This window comes from Ruficoccus sp. ZRK36 (assembly GCF_019603315.1).
In the GTDB taxonomy this organism is placed as follows: domain Bacteria; phylum Verrucomicrobiota; class Verrucomicrobiia; order Opitutales; family Cerasicoccaceae; genus Ruficoccus.
In genome coordinates, this window is record NZ_CP080649.1 from 3,549,772 (window position 1) to 3,565,617 (window position 15,846).

The following is a 15,846-nucleotide window of genomic DNA, read 5'->3' on the forward strand; positions in this document are numbered from 1 at the left end:
CCTGCGCTGCCCACCCCGTGTAACCTCTGGGGTCAATCCTCTTTCATCCGCGTAAATCCGTGTTTCAACTGGGGCTAAAAATAAAGCCCTTACAACTCCATCCCGAAGGTAATATCCACGCGCTTGTAGTGCTGGTCCTCGGGGATGGGGATTTCCTTAAAGCCAAAGGCGCGGTAGAGGTGCAGGGCAGGGCCGAGCCGGGTATTGGTTAAAATGAGCAGACGGCGGGCACTTTTTTCGCGGGCACACGCAATGAGCTTCGCCATCACCTTTCGTCCGATGCCGTGCCCTTGCCAGGCCGGATCGACGGCCATCTTCGCAATTTCGTAGTAGCCCGGCTCAATCAACTGCAGGGCGCCCACGCCAACGACTTGCCCCTCAGCCTCAGCCACCACGATCTGTCCACCGGGCTCGATAATCGCCGCCTGCGGATCACCGAGCATGCGGCGATCCTGCTCCTCGACGGCAAAGTAGCGCTCGATCCAGTCCAGGTTCAGGCGGCGAAACGGCTCCGCATGATGCGGCTCAAAGAGCTTCACCGTCACCGCATCCGGCTGCCCTTGCTCAGGCATCGGTGCCTCCATCAGCCGTCGCGCTCCCCTCTCCCGCTAACGCGGCAGCAACCGGTGCAAATACATCCTCCACGCTCAGCGCGTTCAGGCCCGCCACCGGGGCGCGCACCACGTGGTGTCGGGGATTCGAGAGCGGCCATGGGCCGAAACGCTCGGGCGGCGTCGGCCCGAAAATCGCGACTAGCTCGGTGCCGACCGCGGCAGCCAGATGCATGGGGCCGCTATCGTTGCAGACGCACAGCCGGGCCTGGCTGATGAGCGGGATCAGCTCCGGGAGCGTGGTCTTGCCGGTGAGGTTAAAGAACCGTTCGCGCGGCCACTCCAGCGGTGCGGTCACGGCCTGATCCCCGGCCCAGACAATGCGTGGCGCGGCTTCGCTGACGAGCAACTGCTCCGTCAGCGTGGCAAAGCCCGGCCACTCTTTTTCGGCCCGGCGGCTACCGGGGAAAAGCACAACGGCACCGGCGGCTTCGGGGGGCAGGTCTTTCGACTCTACCTCACGGAATGCCAGCGGCCCGTCTACCCGAGGCTCGAGCCCGAGCAGCGGCAGAAACTGCAAAAGAATATCCAGCGCGTGCGACTCTTTCCCACCCGCGGGCAGCTGTGGCATGAGTTGGTAGGCCAGACGCGCGCCCTCGCGGTTGTCGCGACGCCCGGCTTTTTTTCCGGCACGAGCACGCCATGTCATGAGGCCACTGCGAGCCAGCCCCTGCATATCCCAGACCCAGTCGTAGCGGCGCTGGCGGATCTCGCGGATGCATTGGCGCAGGCCGCTCATCCCGGCCTTGCGGTGAAAGACGATCACCTCATCCACGCAGGCGCAGGCCTGAGCCAGAGGTGCGAATATCTCGCGCGCCACCCAGGTGATGCGCACATCCGGGCGCTGCGCCTTGAGGGACTGGGCGGCCTGTAGACCGTGGATAATGTCCCCCAAAGACGAGGGTTTGATGATGAGCAGTTCCAAGCCGTTAGTTTAAACCTTTCAGGCGGGTTGTCGTCCAGCCGCATTTTTGACTTGGGCCGGAGCCCGAATCCGGCTCTGCTGGGAAGGTGACCGGCTTTTTGCTCGACTGCCTGGGGCGCTTTTTCGCCTTCCTGCCTTTGGGGCTCTCCGAATGCTTCTGCAAGCTCATCGGGGACGCGCTGTACTTCGGCCTGCCCGGTCGTCGCCGCGCCCTGCTCTCGAATCTCCACCATGCCTTTCCGGACAGGCCCCGCCAGTGGCACCGCCGCATCGCTCGCACGAGCTGCCGCCGTATGGCCGAGATGGGGCTGTACGTGCTGGTTTCCCCGGCCTTTTCCCTGGAGCGCCTGAAGCGACACTTTACCATCGACGACATCCTCCGGGCCGAAATCGAACGCTCGTGGCAGGTGAAGGAATCAGGCGTGGTGCTCATCCCCCACTTTTCGATGATGGAGGCACTGACGGCCCTGCCGGGTATATCCGGGCAGGAGATGCTTAATGTCGGGGTCATCTTCCGCCCGCTCAACCAGCCCGGTCTGGACCGCTGGGTCAAGCGCACCCGTGAGCGCTTCGGCGTAAAACTCCTCTCCCGCAAGGAGGGATTTGGAGCGTCCATGCAGCTCATGCAGGACGGCGGGCTCGTGGGCGTACTCTTCGACCAGAACGCCGGTAACAGCGGCACGTTGACGACGTTCTTTGGCCGTGTCGCCTCCACCACCGACCTGCCCGGCCTGCTGGCCCAGCGCAGCAAGACCCGCTCCGCCATCCTCTACACGGAGCGCACCGGGTTCTGGAAAGGCACGATCCGCGTCGTCATCCTGCCCTGCCCCCCCAAGTCCATCCCGATCATGCTCCACGCCAACCAATGGCTGGAAAACATCCTCGGAAGCAGCGATGAGATCTGCGCGGATTGGCTCTGGATGCACGCCCGCTGGCGCACTCAGGACGACCCCCGCAAGCGCTTCCGCCTGCAGGCCCGCCGCGAGGCCATCGAGGAGACGCTTGAGTTCTACGGGTGGGAAACTTTTCCGCGCAAGACACGCTTTTGGATACGCCTGCCCAACTGGCTCGGGGATGTGATCATGGCGCTGCCCCTCCTGCGCGCCCTGCGCATTTCCCGCCCCGACGCCGAGCTGACCCTGCTCGCACGCCCGCACTTCCTGCCACTGCTGGAGCGCTTCGGGCTGGGCGACCGCCTCCTCCCCCTGCCCGCCAAAAACGCCAGCGGCTACTTCAAGCCCTTCCGCCAGTGGCGCGAGGAGTACCCGGACGTCCACGTGCTTTTCACGAACTCCACCCGCGGCGACCTTGAGGCCCGCTGCATCGGCGCGCCCCAGCGCTTCGGGATCGCCCGCCCCGGCAAGCCCCGGCGCTCACTCACCCACACCTGGCCCCTGCCCGAGGGACTCGACGAGGCCACCGTCCACCAGACGCGCCTCTGGGAGCAGTTCTTCCGGCACTTCGGGCTGGAGGGTGAGCTCGATCTCACTCCGTTCGCATGGGAAGCACCCGCAGCCGCGACCTCCGCGCCACGCAAAGGGCCGCGCATCGGCCTAATTCCCGGCACGGAAAATTCCCCCGAGAAACGCTGGCCGGTCACCCACTGGCGCACACTCATCACCGCACTGCTGGAGGCTCAGCCCGAGGCCGACATCCGCACTTTTGGCACCGAGCGCGACACCCCCATCACCCGGGAGGTGACGCGCGACTTCGCTCCGGAGCGGGTCATCGACCGAGCCGGTAAGACCGCGCTGGTCGAGTTCGCCGGGGAGCTGGCGGAGCTGGACCTGCTCATCTGCAACGACACCGGCGGCATGCACCTGGCGAACGCCCTAGGCGTGCCCGTGCTGGTCATTTTTGGTCCGACCAACCCCGTGCGCACCGGCCCGATCTTTAACGGCCCGACCCGCCTCCTCCAGCCCGCTGGTTGCCCCGAAACCGGTGGCATGCCCATCGAGCAGGTCTCCCCCGAGACCGTGCTGGAGCACACGCTGGAACTGATACCCTGAGGTGTGAGGCAGGCCGACAACAAACGTGCCGCTGCCCCTACGCAGAAGTTATTCACAACCCCTGCGCAGCGACGGATGCACCCTCGATGCTGAGTTTTTCAGTGACGAAACCGTGACAGCCCAAGTTTTTCTTTGACTTATTCACAGGCGCTGATTATCGAAGGTGCAACCTATGAATGACACGCTATCCAGAAGGGTCTTGGTCTTAAACCGCCTCTGGCAAGCCGTCAATATTGTCGGGGTCAAACGGGCGCTGAGTCTCCTGATGCAGGAGCACGCCCAAGTCATTGAAACCAGTGACGGAAATTTCAACATCCTCGACGCCGGGCAGTGGATCGACTACTCACTGGCCAATCCACCACAGAGCGACGGTGAGGCCATTCACACCATCCGCCTGCGCCTGCGGCTGCCACACGTCATGCTGCTGCGCCAGTATGACAAGGTCCCGACCAAGGAGGTAAAATTTAACCGGCAAAACGTCTTCGAGCGCGACGGGTATGTCTGCCAGTACTGCGGGGGGCACTTTCACGAGCGCGACCTCAATCTGGACCACATCATCCCCCGCGATGTGGGCGGCCGCACCACCTGGGAGAACATCGTCACCTCCTGCATCAAGTGCAACACCCGCAAGGCTAACCGCCTCCCCCACCAGGCCGGGATGCACCTGAACCGCAAGCCCAACCGCCCGCGCTGGAAACCTTTCGTCCAGACCGTCCCCGCCGATAACCGCGAAGACGGCTGGGAATACTTCCTCAAGTAGCAAACGCTCGGCATTTGATCCGATTGTGAGGCTCCCGCCCCTACGGCAGGATGTGCCTACCCCAGAGGGCAATCGCCCGGCACCTGTGATCCTCTGGATCACTCTGGCATGTTCAGGGGAAAACGCTCTAGGTCAGCTTAAGCTCTGGCTTGACGTCCAATTCCACCGTCGAGCCGTAGCTGATGCCTTCGAGGCGTGGGGCGAGGACTTCGAGCGTCGAGTCGCTCTGGAAGTGCTCGGGCTTGGTCTCCGGGTGGGGATAGTAGATCAGCGCATCGTGCACCTGACCCTGCCAGTGGACGCGACAGCGACTGAACGAAAATGTCTCCGGGCCGATGTGCGGACTCCACTTCACGAGCGGGAAGTGCCAGTCTCGCCCGGTCAACTCGAAGCGACGCGGCGAGATATCAATGTTGAGCGTTCCGCGAAAAATCCCCTCCAGCGGCAGCCCCAGCTCGGCAAAGATCGGCCACTGCATGGCGAGGGTCCCCTCCGGATAGCGCGGATCGTGCCCCTGCCCGGAGGCCACCCCGTAGCCGGGAGCGACCGTGCCTGAGATCCGCTGCCATTGGTTTTCCATCAAGCCACTTTTTCATTTACGGCCAGCATGACAAGAAAGGAACATAAGCGGTCTTCCCCAAAACCTGACGTCGACCGCCGCTGCCATATCGCCGCCAAGGCGGCGGCATCACAGGTCAAGGACTCTGCCCTTGGAACTGCGTCCTGCCTTGACCGGGAGGAGTGGAGGATTCAGAATGGGCAGTTTTATGAGCCAATCGTTCGTACCGCCGCTGGACCTGCAGTCCCTGCTTTCCCCGCACCGCGAAGCTATCGCCGAAGCCGTTTCCGAGGTCATCGCCTCTTGTGGTTACATCCTCGGGCCGAAAGTCGAAGCCTTCGAGCAGGCTTTCGCCGCCTACTGCGAAGCCCCGCACTGCATCGGCGTCAACAGCGGCACCTCCGCGCTCCACCTGGCCACACGCCTGCTCGACATCGGCCCCGGCGACGAGGTCATCACGACGCCCTACACCTTTGCCTCCAGCGCCTGGTGCGTTTCCTATCAGGGCGCGACGCCGGTTTTCGCGGACATCGATCCGGCGACCTTCTGTCTGGACCCCGCTGCGGTCGAGGCAGCGATCACACCCCGCACCAAGGCCATCGTAGCCGTCCACCTCTACGGACATCCCTGCGAGATGGATGCGCTCAAGGCCATCTGCGACAAGCACGGTCTCGCCCTGATCGAGGACGCGGCCCAGGCCCACGGTGCCCGCTACAAGGGCAAGCGCGTCGGCTCGCTCGGTAACATGACCTGCTTCAGCTTTTACCCGACCAAAAACCTGCCCTGCGCCGGTGAAGGCGGGGCGCTCGTCACCGACAGCGACGAACTCGACAGCCACGGCCGGGCTCTGCGTAACCATGGCTCCATCGAGCGGTATTTCCACCACGAGGTCGGCTACAACTACCGGATGGAGGCCCTGCAGGGGGCCGTCCTCGGCGTCCTCCTGCCCCACCTCGAGGGTTGGACACAGGCGCGCCAGCGCATCGCCCACCGTTACCACGAGCTTTTGGACGGACTCCCGCTGGAGCTCCCGCGCGAAGCCGAGGGCTGCGAAAGCGTTTACCACCTTTACACCGTCCGCGCTCCCGAGCGCGACAAGCTCATCGCCAACCTCAAGGAGCAAGGCGTCGGCACCTCCAACCACTACCCGCGTGCCATGCACCTGCAGCCCTGCTACGAAGGTCTCGGCTACAAGGAAGGCTCCATGCCCGTGGCCGAAAAGGCCGCCCAGCAGGCCGTCAACCTGCCCATGTTCCCGACCATGACCGACGAGCAGCAGGACCGCGTCTGCGCCGCCCTGCGTGCGTATTTCAGATGAGTCATGCGGGGCTACGCGCCCCGCACCTGCGGCAGGCAAAGCCTGCACTTTCGATGCTGCGCATCGTATCAGCGATTACCGAAACCAGTTTCACTGGTTTCGGTAATCGCTGAGCAAAGCATCAAAACTGGACCAGCACCTTTAAACAAACGTACCGAAGTAGAGCGTCGAGATGCCGGTGCTATCAGATGCAGGATTCTATCCTGCCGGGGCAGCGACTGAAAGGAGCGATGGGGCGTAGCCCCATCAAGATGCGAAGCATCTAGGGTGCAGGGCCATGCCCTGCCTTCAGTCGTCGGCGAAGACGCGGGTGTCTTCCTCGGGTTCTTCTTCACCCTCGACGAATCCCGGAAAGAGGAAGCCCGTGAACTCCTCGGCCGTGGTGGGGACGGAGGCGGTGCCCTCCATCTGGGGGCGGGACCAGGCGAGCTCGCCCTCTGTGGCGCAGACGAGCAGCTCGCCGTCGCTGTCGCTAAAGAAAAGTTCCGGTGCCGGATGCTCGCCGAGGCCATAGGAGGCCTCACGGAGATCTTCGAGCAGATCGACCAAATCGTCGCCATCACTGATCTCGCGAGCGAAAGGCTTATCCCCCAGGCGGGGCGTGCGCATGTCTTCTTCCAGGTGTCGGATACTGACTTTGAGCATGGGTAAAACGGGTTACAAGAGAGGGGTAACGTGGATATCTACGAAAGTGGTAGGGCTGAAAATAAACCTGCCTGCCGCCTCAACAAGAGCAATTGTCTGACCGGGTGCAGCTTGACATTTTTTTGACTGCAACGGGCGGAAATCCTCCTCCACCGGGCGAGGGAGCTCTCTGGAGAAATTCGCAGCGTTTTCGCTCGGGTATAGACTGGACAGCGCGGGCCGGATGGGAATGATGGGGCTTTATGCGGGTGGCAATTTTACAGTTTCCCGGCTCCAACTGCGATACGGACGCCCTTCACGCCATGCGTGACGTCCTCGGCGTGGATGCCCAACTCGTCTGGCACAAAGAAGACTCCCTCAGCGGTTACGACGCAGTCGTGCTGCCGGGCGGCTTCTCCTACGGCGACTATTTACGCTGCGGCGCGATCGCGCGCTTCTCGCCGGTTATGACGGCGCTGAAGGCGTTCGCCGAAGCAGGCGGGCCGGTCATCGGCATCTGTAACGGCTTCCAGATCCTCTGTGAGGCCGGGCTGCTGCCGGGCGCTCTGGTGCGCAACACCTGCCTGGAGTTCCGCTGCATCACCTCCGAGCTCATCGTCGAGGACAGCAACGAGCTGTTTAACGCTGGCAAGCTCGGTGAACGCATCCGCATCCCCATCGCTCACGGCGAGGGGAACTACCGCATCGACGCCGAAGGGCTGGAAAAGCTCGAAGCCAACAAGCAAGTGCTTTTCCGCTACGCCGAGAACCCGAACGGCTCCCTCAACGACATCGCCGGTATCCGCTCGGAGCGCGGCAACGTCATCGGGATGATGCCGCACCCGGAGCGCGCGGTCGAGCCCTTCATGCCCAGCACCGACGGCCTGCCTATCCTGCGGGCCTTCCTCGAACTGGCCGCCGTAGCCACCTGAGCGATGCGCCGGGGCTTGGGATGCGCCGGTTTGATCTGCGGGGTCTTCGGACTGGCCGCGGGGCTGTTTGCGCTCTTTTTCGATTATTTCGTCTCCCCGTCGCTCGATTATGAAAGCCCGCTGCACTCCTTGACCGGGGTGCTCTGGACGATCAACACCCTGCTGATCGGCCTGGCCCTGTGCCTCGTGGCGGGCGGGCTCATGGCCCGCGAAAGGGACTCAAATCAACCTGACGAAAAGCCCCGGACTCCTCCCCCGCTGCCTCAGCGCAGCGTTGTCGCCGTCCCGCCTCTACCGACCACGGTCCCGGCCCAGCCGGAAATCCCCGCCGCCGAGGCGGATCACGCAGCCGAAACACCGGCGTCCCCGCATACCGAGTCTGCATCTGGGGCGGATAACGCCCTCGTAGAAGAAACGCCGACTACAGAAACATCTTCCGAAGAAAAACCACCCGAAAAGCCCAACCGCGACACCTTGGGTTGACGGACCGGGCCGCACATTTCATTTTTCCTAAAAATCATGTCCACCGCTTCCGAACAACTGCCACCGAATCCGGATCCTCTCCTGAACGTGCCGATCACGCCCGAGCTGGTCGAAAAGCACGGCCTCACGCCCAAAGAGTACGAGATGATCAAAGAGATCATCGGCCGTGAGCCGAACCTGACCGAGCTGGGCGTCTTTTCGGTCATGTGGTCCGAGCACTGTTCGTATAAGAACTCCCGCCCGCTGCTGAAGACCTTCCCCACGCAGAAGGCCGACAGCGACTCGCCCAATCAGGTGCTGATCAAGGCCGGGGAGGAAAATGCCGGGGTCATCGACATCGGCGACGGCTGGGCCATCTGCTTCAAGATCGAGTCGCACAACCACCCCAGCGCGGTTGAGCCCTTCGAGGGGGCTGCTACCGGCGTCGGCGGCATCATCCGTGACATTTTCACCATGGGCGCGCGCCCGGTCCTGCTGACCAACTCGCTGCGCTTCGGCGACCTCTCCTCCGCCCAGTCCAAGCGGCTCTTCCGCGGCGTGGTGCACGGCATCTCCCACTACGGCAACTGCATCGGCATCCCCAATGTCGGCGGTGACGTGTACTTTGACGAATGCTACGAGGGCAACCCCCTCGTCAACGCCCTGTGCCTGGGCATCCTGCGCCACGACCAGATCAAGCGCGGTGCAGCCACCGGCGTCGGCAACCCCGTTTACTACGTCGGCCCGCCCACCGGGCGTGACGGCCTCGGCGGTGCCAGCTTCGCCAGCCGCGAGCTTTCGGAGGAATCTGCCGCTGACCGCCCCGCCGTGCAGAAGGGCGACCCGTTCATGGAAAAGCTGCTCATCGAGGCTTGCCTCGAGATGATGGCCGTCGATGGCCTCGTGGTCGGCATCCAGGACATGGGCGCAGCCGGGCTGACCTGCTCCACCTGTGAAACCGCCGGTCGCGGCGGTAGCGGGATCGAGATCGAGCTGGACAAGGTCCCGCAGCGCGAGACCGGCATGAACTCCTACGAGATCATGCTCTCCGAGAGCCAGGAGCGCATGCTCGTCATCGTCAAAAAGGGCCGTGAAAAGGAGCTGGAAGCCATCTTTGAAAAGTGGGACCTCCACGCCGTCGAGATCGGTACGGTGACTGAGGGCGAGGACATGGTCGTCAACCAGCACGGCAAGCCCGTGGTCAAGCTCCCCGCCGCCAAGCTGGCCGACGAGGCCCCCGTCTATGAGCGTGAAGCCAAGGAACCAGCCTATATGGCCGAGTGCCGCGCCTGGACCTCTGCCATGCTGCCGACTCCGGACAAGGCCATGCTCGAGTCCGCCCTCGGCAAGCTCCTCTCCCACCCGACCATCGCCAGCAAGCGCTGGATCTACCAGCAGTATGACCACATGGTCATGACCGGCACCGTCATTGAGCCCGGCTCGGACGCCGCTATCGTGCGCCTGCGCCTCGGCAAGGACACGGAGAAGCGCATTGCCATCGCCAATGACTGCAACAACCGCTTCTGCTGGGCCGACCCCTACGTCGGGGCCAAGATCGCCATGGCCGAGTGTGTGCGTAACCTCGCCTGCTCCGGTGCCCGCGCGCTGGCCATGACCAACAACCTGAATTTCGGTAACCCGAACAAGCCCGAGTCCTTCTACATGCTGAAGGAAGGCGTACGCGGACTCGCCGAGGCCTGCCGCGCCTTTGACCTGCCCGTCGTCGGCGGGAACGTCAGCCTCTACAACGAGAACGTCAACCAGAAGATCGACCCCACGCCGGTCGTTTCGCTGGCAGGTATCGTCGATGCGCCCGAGCATGTCACCACGCAGACCGTCAAGGGTGCGGGCGAGATGCTCGTCCTGCTCGGCGGCTGCCCGCATGAGCTCGGAGGCAGCTACTACCTGAAGGTCATGCACGGCCTCAAGACCGGGGCCGCTCCCGCTGTGGACCTGGAGGCCGAAAAGCGCCTGGCCGCCTGCATCCTCTCCCAGATCGGGGCCGGTCGCATCAAGGCTGCCCACGACCTCTCCGAGGGCGGGCTGCTCACCGCTGTGGCCGAAATGCTTTTCGCCCCCGGTAAGACCTTCGGGGCCAAGCTCGACCTCGCCAGCATGGCCGACAAGGCCGGGCGTCTGGACGAGCTGCTCTACGGCGAAAGCCAGGGCCGCGTCCTGCTCTCCGTGTCCTCGAACAAGGTCGAGTCCGTCCTCGACGCCGCCACCGACGCAGGCATCCCCGCCGTCGTCATCGGTGAAGTCCAGGAAGAGCCCACCCTCAGCTGCAAGGCCGAGGACACCCTCTCTTGGGACGTCGAAGCCCTCCGCACCGCCTGGGAAACCAGCATCGAGCAGGTCATGGCCCACTAGGCGCCGCCTGGGGACTCATTCATATTTCCCATCAGCAATGCCTCCGCTTTCGCGGGGGCATTTTTATATCTACACAGGTAGAAACTTTCCCGGCCTGCCGAAAAATATGTCAATTTCGTTGCAAGGGGGGCGGCCAGGGCTAATCTATCGGGGCTTTACCACCCGATGTCCGACCAGATCAAACACGAGTGCGGGATTGCCATTGTGCGGCTTCTGAAGCCGCTTGGTTATTACCAGGAAAAGTATGGGAGTGTGCTGTGGGGCTTTAACAAGCTCTTTCTGCTCATGGAGAAGCAGCATAACCGCGGCCAGGACGGGGCCGGCATTGGGGCGGTCAAGCTCGGCATGCCCCCGGGCGAGGCGTTCATGTTCCGTGAGCGGGACAACAGCCGCAACCCGATCTCCAAGGTCATCCGCAAGCAGCTGAAAATTTACAACGACCTGCTCGACCGCGACGTCATCGTACCGGAGTTCCCGTGGACGGTGAAGGAGCACTGGCCCTTTGGGGCTGAGGTCCTGATGGGCCACCTGCGCTACGGCACCTCCGGCGGCTACGCCAAAACCGTCTGCCAGCCGTACTTCCGCAAGAGCCCCTGGCCCACCCGCAACCTCATGCTGGCGGGTAACTTCAACATGACCAATGTTGAGGACCTCAACCAAAAGCTCATCGGACGCGGCGCACATCCGATTTTTGACACCGACACGCAGACTGTGCTGGAGGAGATCGGCTACCATCTCGACGAGGAGCACACCCGCCTCTACCACGAGCTGCGCGACCGCAAGGTCCCCAACGACGAGATCGCCGGCACGATCAGCCAAAAGCTCGAACCCGCTGACATCCTCGCCCAGGCCTCCAAGGACTGGGACGGCGGCTACGCCTTTGGCGGGCTGATCGGTAACGGGGACGCCTTCCTCCTGCGCGATCCCAACGGCATCCGCCCCGCTTACTATTTCCAGGACGACGAGGTCGTGGCCATGGCCTCCGAGCGCGTCGCCCTGATGACGATTTTCGAAAAAGACACCGATGAGGTGCGCGAGGTGCGCCCCGGCCACGCAGTGGTCGTGAAGCACTCCGGCGAAACCTACGAGAAGCAGGTCCTCGTCCCGCAGGAGCGCCGCAGCTGCTCCTTTGAGCGCATTTATTTCTCCCGTGGCAATGACCCGGAGATCTACGCCGAGCGCAAGGCTCTCGGCGCAGCCCTCGCCGACCAGGTGACAGAGGGCATCGGCGGAGACGTCTCCAACAGCGTCTTCAGCTTCGTCCCCAACACCGCCGAGATCGCATACTACGGGCTAGTGGACGAGATGCGCCACCGCTGCCGCTCCCACTACGCCGATGAAATCCTGGAGGCCCAGGAAAGAGGTAAACTCGACCGCGACACCATCGACCGCATCCTCTCCAAGAAGTGGGTGCGCATGGAGAAAGTCGCCCACAAGGACATCAAGCTGCGCACCTTTATCTCGCAGGAGAAGAACCGCGTACAGATGGCCTCCCACGTTTACGACATCACCTACGGCGTCGTAAAGCCGGACGACCACCTCGTCGTGGTGGACGACTCGATCGTACGCGGCACCACCCTCAAGCGCTCCATCATCCGCATCCTTTCCAAGACCAACCCGAAAAAGATCATTGTCGCCTCGACCGCACCGCAGATCCGCTACCCGGACTGCTACGGCATCGACATGTCCGAGCTGGGTAAGTTCATCGCCTTCCAGGCAGCCGTCGAGCTGAACAAGGAAACCGGCAACGAAGACGTTTTACAGGAAATCTACGCCGACTGCGTGCGCGAGCTGGAGAAGCCGCCCGAGCAGATGAAGAACTGCGTCAAGCGCCTCTACGAGCCCTTCACCGACGAGCAGATCTCCGCCAAGATCGCCCAGCTCGTCACCCCGAAGAAAAACGGCTGGAAGGGCAAGGTGCAGATCATTTACCAGTCCATCGAGAATCTTCACGCGGCATGCCCGCTCAATACCGGCGACTGGTACTTCACCGGCGACTATCCCACCCCCGGCGGGATGCGCGTCGTCAACCGTGCCTACATCTACTACTACGAGAAAAAAGAAGGCCGCAGCTACTGAAGGGCAAGCCCTTCACCCTAGATGCTTCGCATCTTGATGGGGCTCCGCCCCATTAATTGCTGGTGATCCTGTTACGCATCGACCCAACTGGCCTATAAGCTCCAGCCTCTTGCCATTTAGTGGTGACCCAGTTTTGATGCTCTGCTCCGTGTTTGCTGAAAGCAGAGTATCTGCTTTCAGCAAACACGGACACGATGCGTAGCATCGAAAGTGCAGCCCTCGGCTGCCGCGGGGGACTGGGGGCGCGTAGCCCCCGAGCATCTCTAAAAGGACTCTCTTCCCTTACTTGCCAGCGTTCATCGCGTCGAGGCGGGCCTGCAGGTCGGCGCGGCGGAGAGCTTCGACGAGGTCGTCGAGGGCCCCTTCCATCACGGGGGGCAGGGACAGGCTCAGGCCGATACGGTGATCGGTCAGGCGATTCTGCGGAAAGTTATAGGTACGGATACGCTCGGAGCGGTCACCCGTGCCGACTTGGCTGCGGCGGTCGGCGGCATACTTTTCCTGCTCCTCACGCTGCTTGGCCTCCAGCAGGCGCGAACGCATCACCGTCAGCGCCTTGGCGCGGTTCTTATGCTGGGAGCGCTCATCGGCGCAGTAAACGGTGACACCGGTCGGCTTGTGGGTCATCTGCACGGCCGAGTCGGTGGTGTTGACGTGCTGGCCACCCGCCCCGCTGGCGCGCGTGGTGGTGATCTCCAGATCCTCGGGCTTGATCTCGATGTCCACCTCTTCAGCTTCGGGGAGCACAGCCACGGTCGCGGTCGAGGTGTGAATGCGTCCGCTGGCCTCGGTGGCCGGGACACGCTGCACGCGGTGGACGCCGGACTCGTACTTGAGCACCTTGTAGACATCCTCGCCGGTGATGAGAAAAGAGATTTCCTTAAAACCGCCCGCGTCAGACTCGCTCGCGCCCATGGGCTCGACCTTCCAGCCGCTGGCGTCGGCGTAGCGGTGGTACATGCGGGTGAGGTCCCCGGCAAAGAGCGAGGCCTCGTCCCCACCAGCCCCGGCACGGATTTCGATAATCGTGTTGCGCGAGTCGCTCGGGTCGGGCGGCAGCATGGCGAGCAGGAGCTCTTCACGCTTGGCGGCCAGCTCTTCTTCCAGCCCGGCGATTTCCTCCTCGGCCAGTTCCTTAAGCTCGGCATCAGCATCGGGGTCACCGATCAAGGCGCGGTTTCCCGCCAGGTCGTCCTCGAGCTTGGCCGCGGCATCATACATCCCGATGATCTCGCTCAAGCGGGTATGCTCACGCCCGAGCTCGGCGGCCTTGCGCTGGTCGGAGAAAAAGTCCGGCTCGGCCATCTTGGCGTCGAGTTCTTCCTTGCGGGTGCGAAACGGTGCGATGTCGGGGATGCCTTCCATAGGTTTTGTAAACTCCCCATCGCCGCAAAGCCCGCCCCCAAAGACAAGGCTAAAGATGGACGACTCAGGCGTTAACCATCTCGTGGTATGCGCCGGAGAGGGTGAAAAGGATCACGCACACCACAAAGATAATCAAACAGAGCCAGGCAATGGCGGGGCGCTCCTGTGCTTTTCCGCCAAACAGATTGGTCCCCATGAGGACGTAGCCGACAACGAATGCCAAGACTCCGCCCACGACCGCACCTGCCAACGCTCCAGCAATCATGATATATGTTTAATAATCATCCCCGGCGCTAACAACAAGCTGAATCGCCCGCCCAGCACACAACGCTCCCACTTCAAACATCCCAGAAAAAACTTTGCCTCTTTGGGCCAATACCGCGAATCTGCTCTCCAATCACGCGATGACGTCTTCAACCAACAAGCTGAACAACCGTAACGTGGTGGCGGTGGTCTGGGACTTCGACAAGACCCTGACCCCCGGCTACATGCAGGCGCCGATCTTCGAGCGCTACGGGATCGACGAGGAGCACTTCTGGGCCGAGGTTAACGCCCTGCCCGACATTTACGCCAAGCGCGGCCTCACCGTCTCCCGCGAGACGGTCTACCTCAACCACCTGCTCAGCTTCATCAAGAACGGCCCCCTCAAGGGACTGCAAAACTGCCACCTGAACGAGTTGGGCGGGCAAATCCCGTTTTTCCCCGGGCTGCCGGAGTTTTTCGGGCAGTTAAAGGAGTTCGCCACCTCGAAGCCGGACTATAAAAAGCACGAGATTCGCCTGGAGCACTACATCATCAGCACGGGCCTGGCCGAGATGATCCGCGGCAGCAAGATCGCCAGCGCGGTGGACGGCATTTTCGCCTGCGAGCTGATCGAGTGCCCCCTGCCGCCCTACTTCAGCCGCCAGGATGAGCTGCAGATCCAGACGGACTTCGAGATCAGCCAGATCGGCGTCATCGTGGATAACACGATCAAGACCCGCTACCTGTTCGAGATCAACAAGGGCTCCAACAAAAACCCGGCCATCAACGTCAACGCCAAGATGGCCCAGGAAGACCGCCGCGTGCCCTTCTCGAACATGATTTACATCGCCGACGGCCCCAGCGACGTGCCCTGCTTCGCCGTCGTCCGCAAGGCCGGGGGCAAAACCTTTGCCGTGTACAACCCCGAGAGCGAGGCCGAGTTCGCGCAAAACGACCGCCTCTGCGAGGACGGGCGCGTCCACAACTACGGCCCCGCCGACTACACCCCCGGCTCCCCCACCGCCCGCTGGCTGCGCCTGCAGGTGGCCAAGATTTGCGACCGCATCGTCGAAGAGCAGGAGGACCTGCTCGCCCGCCGTGTCAAACAGCCCCCGCGTCACCTGCACCGTGACGACGACGGCGACCCCGCCCCCGAATCCCCCGCCCCCCAGCCCGAGCTGCACCTGGAGCAGTAGAGTGCTGGCGTTAAAATTATTGCGCCCCCTACTGCTGGTACGGCAGCAGGAGCGCCTCATTACGTATTCTCATTCGAATGAGACTCACACGGAGGCACAGGGGCACGGAGATTTAATCTCGATTGAGATAACCTTGGTGTTGAGCGGTGGCGACTTCGGCGGGGCGCTGGGCTTATCGGGCTTTCCACTGTGCCTCCGTGTGAGAAATCTTCCGGCGAGCGTGGCGAGAAAACCGGGAATAGACAGGGCATCGCACGCTGGCCCAGTCGGCCATCCTGCGGACTGGGATTTGCCCATGGCCCTTAGCACGGATCGCGCCGAATCCCCGCCTGGGGGTTATTTTTGCCCCTTGGCAAGGTCTCTAAACCCTTGGCATAGCGAGTGCTTAACAAC

At 62.7% G+C, this 15,846-nt stretch carries 14 protein-coding genes; 8 read left to right on the forward strand and 6 right to left on the reverse strand.

What is annotated here, in order from left to right; translation table 11 throughout:
• Positions 1-89 precede the first annotated feature (89 nt).
• Positions 90-572: a GNAT family N-acetyltransferase gene (locus K0V07_RS15475; protein ID WP_220622294.1), complete on the reverse strand. Its 483-nt coding sequence runs from the start codon at positions 570-572 to the stop codon at positions 90-92.
• The gene (locus K0V07_RS15480) at positions 565-1,536 is read right to left on the reverse strand and encodes a glycosyltransferase family 9 protein (protein ID WP_220622295.1); all 972 of its coding nucleotides are present in this window, start codon (positions 1,534-1,536) and stop codon (positions 565-567) included. The genes K0V07_RS15475 and K0V07_RS15480 overlap by 8 nt, the downstream gene beginning before the upstream one ends.
• Before the next feature lie 86 nt (positions 1,537-1,622).
• Here K0V07_RS15480 and K0V07_RS15485 point away from each other — a divergent pair, with 86 nt between their 5' ends.
• The gene (locus tag K0V07_RS15485) at positions 1,623-3,545 is read left to right on the forward strand and encodes a glycosyltransferase family 9 protein (protein WP_220622296.1); all 1,923 of its coding nucleotides are present in this window, start codon (positions 1,623-1,625) and stop codon (positions 3,543-3,545) included.
• A gap of 172 nt (positions 3,546-3,717) precedes the next feature.
• On the forward strand, positions 3,718-4,305 hold the full coding sequence (locus K0V07_RS15490) for an HNH endonuclease (protein WP_220622297.1): 588 nt from the start codon (positions 3,718-3,720) through the stop codon (positions 4,303-4,305).
• A 127-nt stretch (positions 4,306-4,432) separates the two neighbouring features.
• Here K0V07_RS15490 and K0V07_RS15495 read toward each other — a convergent pair whose 3' ends face one another.
• Positions 4,433-4,885, reverse strand: coding sequence for a hypothetical protein (locus K0V07_RS15495; protein ID WP_220622298.1), 453 nt, complete (start codon positions 4,883-4,885; stop codon positions 4,433-4,435).
• Positions 4,886-5,072: 187 nt separating this feature from the next.
• On the opposite strand from K0V07_RS15495, the gene K0V07_RS15500 reads away from it, so the two are divergent.
• The gene (locus K0V07_RS15500) at positions 5,073-6,182 is read left to right on the forward strand and encodes a DegT/DnrJ/EryC1/StrS family aminotransferase (protein WP_220622299.1); all 1,110 of its coding nucleotides are present in this window, start codon (positions 5,073-5,075) and stop codon (positions 6,180-6,182) included.
• Between the two features lie 288 nt (positions 6,183-6,470).
• On the opposite strand, the gene K0V07_RS15505 is transcribed toward K0V07_RS15500, so the two are convergent.
• The gene (locus tag K0V07_RS15505; RefSeq protein WP_220622300.1) at positions 6,471-6,827 is read right to left on the reverse strand and encodes a hypothetical protein; all 357 of its coding nucleotides are present in this window, start codon (positions 6,825-6,827) and stop codon (positions 6,471-6,473) included.
• A gap of 242 nt (positions 6,828-7,069) precedes the next feature.
• Here K0V07_RS15505 and purQ point away from each other — a divergent pair, with 242 nt between their 5' ends.
• The 4 genes from purQ (at position 7,070) to K0V07_RS15525 (ending at position 12,649) form a co-directional block, all read left to right on the forward strand.
• Positions 7,070-7,738, forward strand: a complete 669-nt coding sequence (gene purQ / locus K0V07_RS15510; RefSeq protein ID WP_220622301.1) for a phosphoribosylformylglycinamidine synthase subunit PurQ — start codon at positions 7,070-7,072, stop codon at positions 7,736-7,738.
• Between the two features lie 3 nt (positions 7,739-7,741).
• A complete protein-coding gene (locus K0V07_RS15515; RefSeq protein ID WP_220622302.1) occupies positions 7,742-8,221 on the forward strand; it encodes a hypothetical protein in 480 nt (159 codons plus the stop codon).
• A gap of 36 nt (positions 8,222-8,257) precedes the next feature.
• Entirely contained in the window at positions 8,258-10,570 is a 2,313-nt protein-coding gene (gene purL, locus K0V07_RS15520) for a phosphoribosylformylglycinamidine synthase subunit PurL (RefSeq protein WP_220622303.1), read from the forward strand.
• 165 nt (positions 10,571-10,735) lie between these two features.
• Positions 10,736-12,649, forward strand: coding sequence for an amidophosphoribosyltransferase (locus tag K0V07_RS15525; RefSeq protein ID WP_220622304.1), 1,914 nt, complete (start codon positions 10,736-10,738; stop codon positions 12,647-12,649).
• 282 nt (positions 12,650-12,931) lie between these two features.
• On the opposite strand, the gene prfA is transcribed toward K0V07_RS15525, so the two are convergent.
• A complete protein-coding gene (gene prfA, locus K0V07_RS15530) occupies positions 12,932-14,014 on the reverse strand; it encodes a peptide chain release factor 1 (protein WP_220622305.1) in 1,083 nt (360 codons plus the stop codon).
• 64 nt (positions 14,015-14,078) lie between these two features.
• Positions 14,079-14,279, reverse strand: coding sequence for a hypothetical protein (locus K0V07_RS15535; protein ID WP_220622306.1), 201 nt, complete (start codon positions 14,277-14,279; stop codon positions 14,079-14,081).
• Positions 14,280-14,418: 139 nt separating this feature from the next.
• On the opposite strand from K0V07_RS15535, the gene K0V07_RS15540 reads away from it, so the two are divergent.
• On the forward strand, positions 14,419-15,453 hold the full coding sequence (locus K0V07_RS15540) for an HAD family hydrolase (RefSeq protein ID WP_220622307.1): 1,035 nt from the start codon (positions 14,419-14,421) through the stop codon (positions 15,451-15,453).
• Positions 15,454-15,846: the final 393 nt, after the last annotated feature.

What these genes read in the sequence shown, in the direction of transcription:
- K0V07_RS15535 (WP_220622306.1), bottom strand. Translation starts at nt 14,279, where the DNA reads ATGATTGCTGGAGCGTTGGCAGGTGCGGTCGTGGGCGGAGTCTTGGCA.
- K0V07_RS15540 (WP_220622307.1), top strand. Translation starts at nt 14,419, where the DNA reads ATGACGTCTTCAACCAACAAGCTGAACAACCGTAACGTGGTGGCGGTG.
- purQ (WP_220622301.1), top strand. Translation starts at nt 7,070, where the DNA reads ATGCGGGTGGCAATTTTACAGTTTCCCGGCTCCAACTGCGATACGGAC.
- K0V07_RS15495 (WP_220622298.1), bottom strand. Translation starts at nt 4,885, where the DNA reads ATGGAAAACCAATGGCAGCGGATCTCAGGCACGGTCGCTCCCGGCTAC.
- prfA (WP_220622305.1), bottom strand. Translation starts at nt 14,014, where the DNA reads ATGGAAGGCATCCCCGACATCGCACCGTTTCGCACCCGCAAGGAAGAA.
- K0V07_RS15490 (WP_220622297.1), top strand. Translation starts at nt 3,718, where the DNA reads ATGAATGACACGCTATCCAGAAGGGTCTTGGTCTTAAACCGCCTCTGG.
- K0V07_RS15515 (WP_220622302.1), top strand. Translation starts at nt 7,742, where the DNA reads ATGCGCCGGGGCTTGGGATGCGCCGGTTTGATCTGCGGGGTCTTCGGA.
- K0V07_RS15475 (WP_220622294.1), bottom strand. Translation starts at nt 572, where the DNA reads ATGCCTGAGCAAGGGCAGCCGGATGCGGTGACGGTGAAGCTCTTTGAG.
- K0V07_RS15500 (WP_220622299.1), top strand. Translation starts at nt 5,073, where the DNA reads ATGAGCCAATCGTTCGTACCGCCGCTGGACCTGCAGTCCCTGCTTTCC.
- K0V07_RS15505 (WP_220622300.1), bottom strand. Translation starts at nt 6,827, where the DNA reads ATGCTCAAAGTCAGTATCCGACACCTGGAAGAAGACATGCGCACGCCC.
- K0V07_RS15525 (WP_220622304.1), top strand. Translation starts at nt 10,736, where the DNA reads ATGTCCGACCAGATCAAACACGAGTGCGGGATTGCCATTGTGCGGCTT.
- purL (WP_220622303.1), top strand. Translation starts at nt 8,258, where the DNA reads ATGTCCACCGCTTCCGAACAACTGCCACCGAATCCGGATCCTCTCCTG.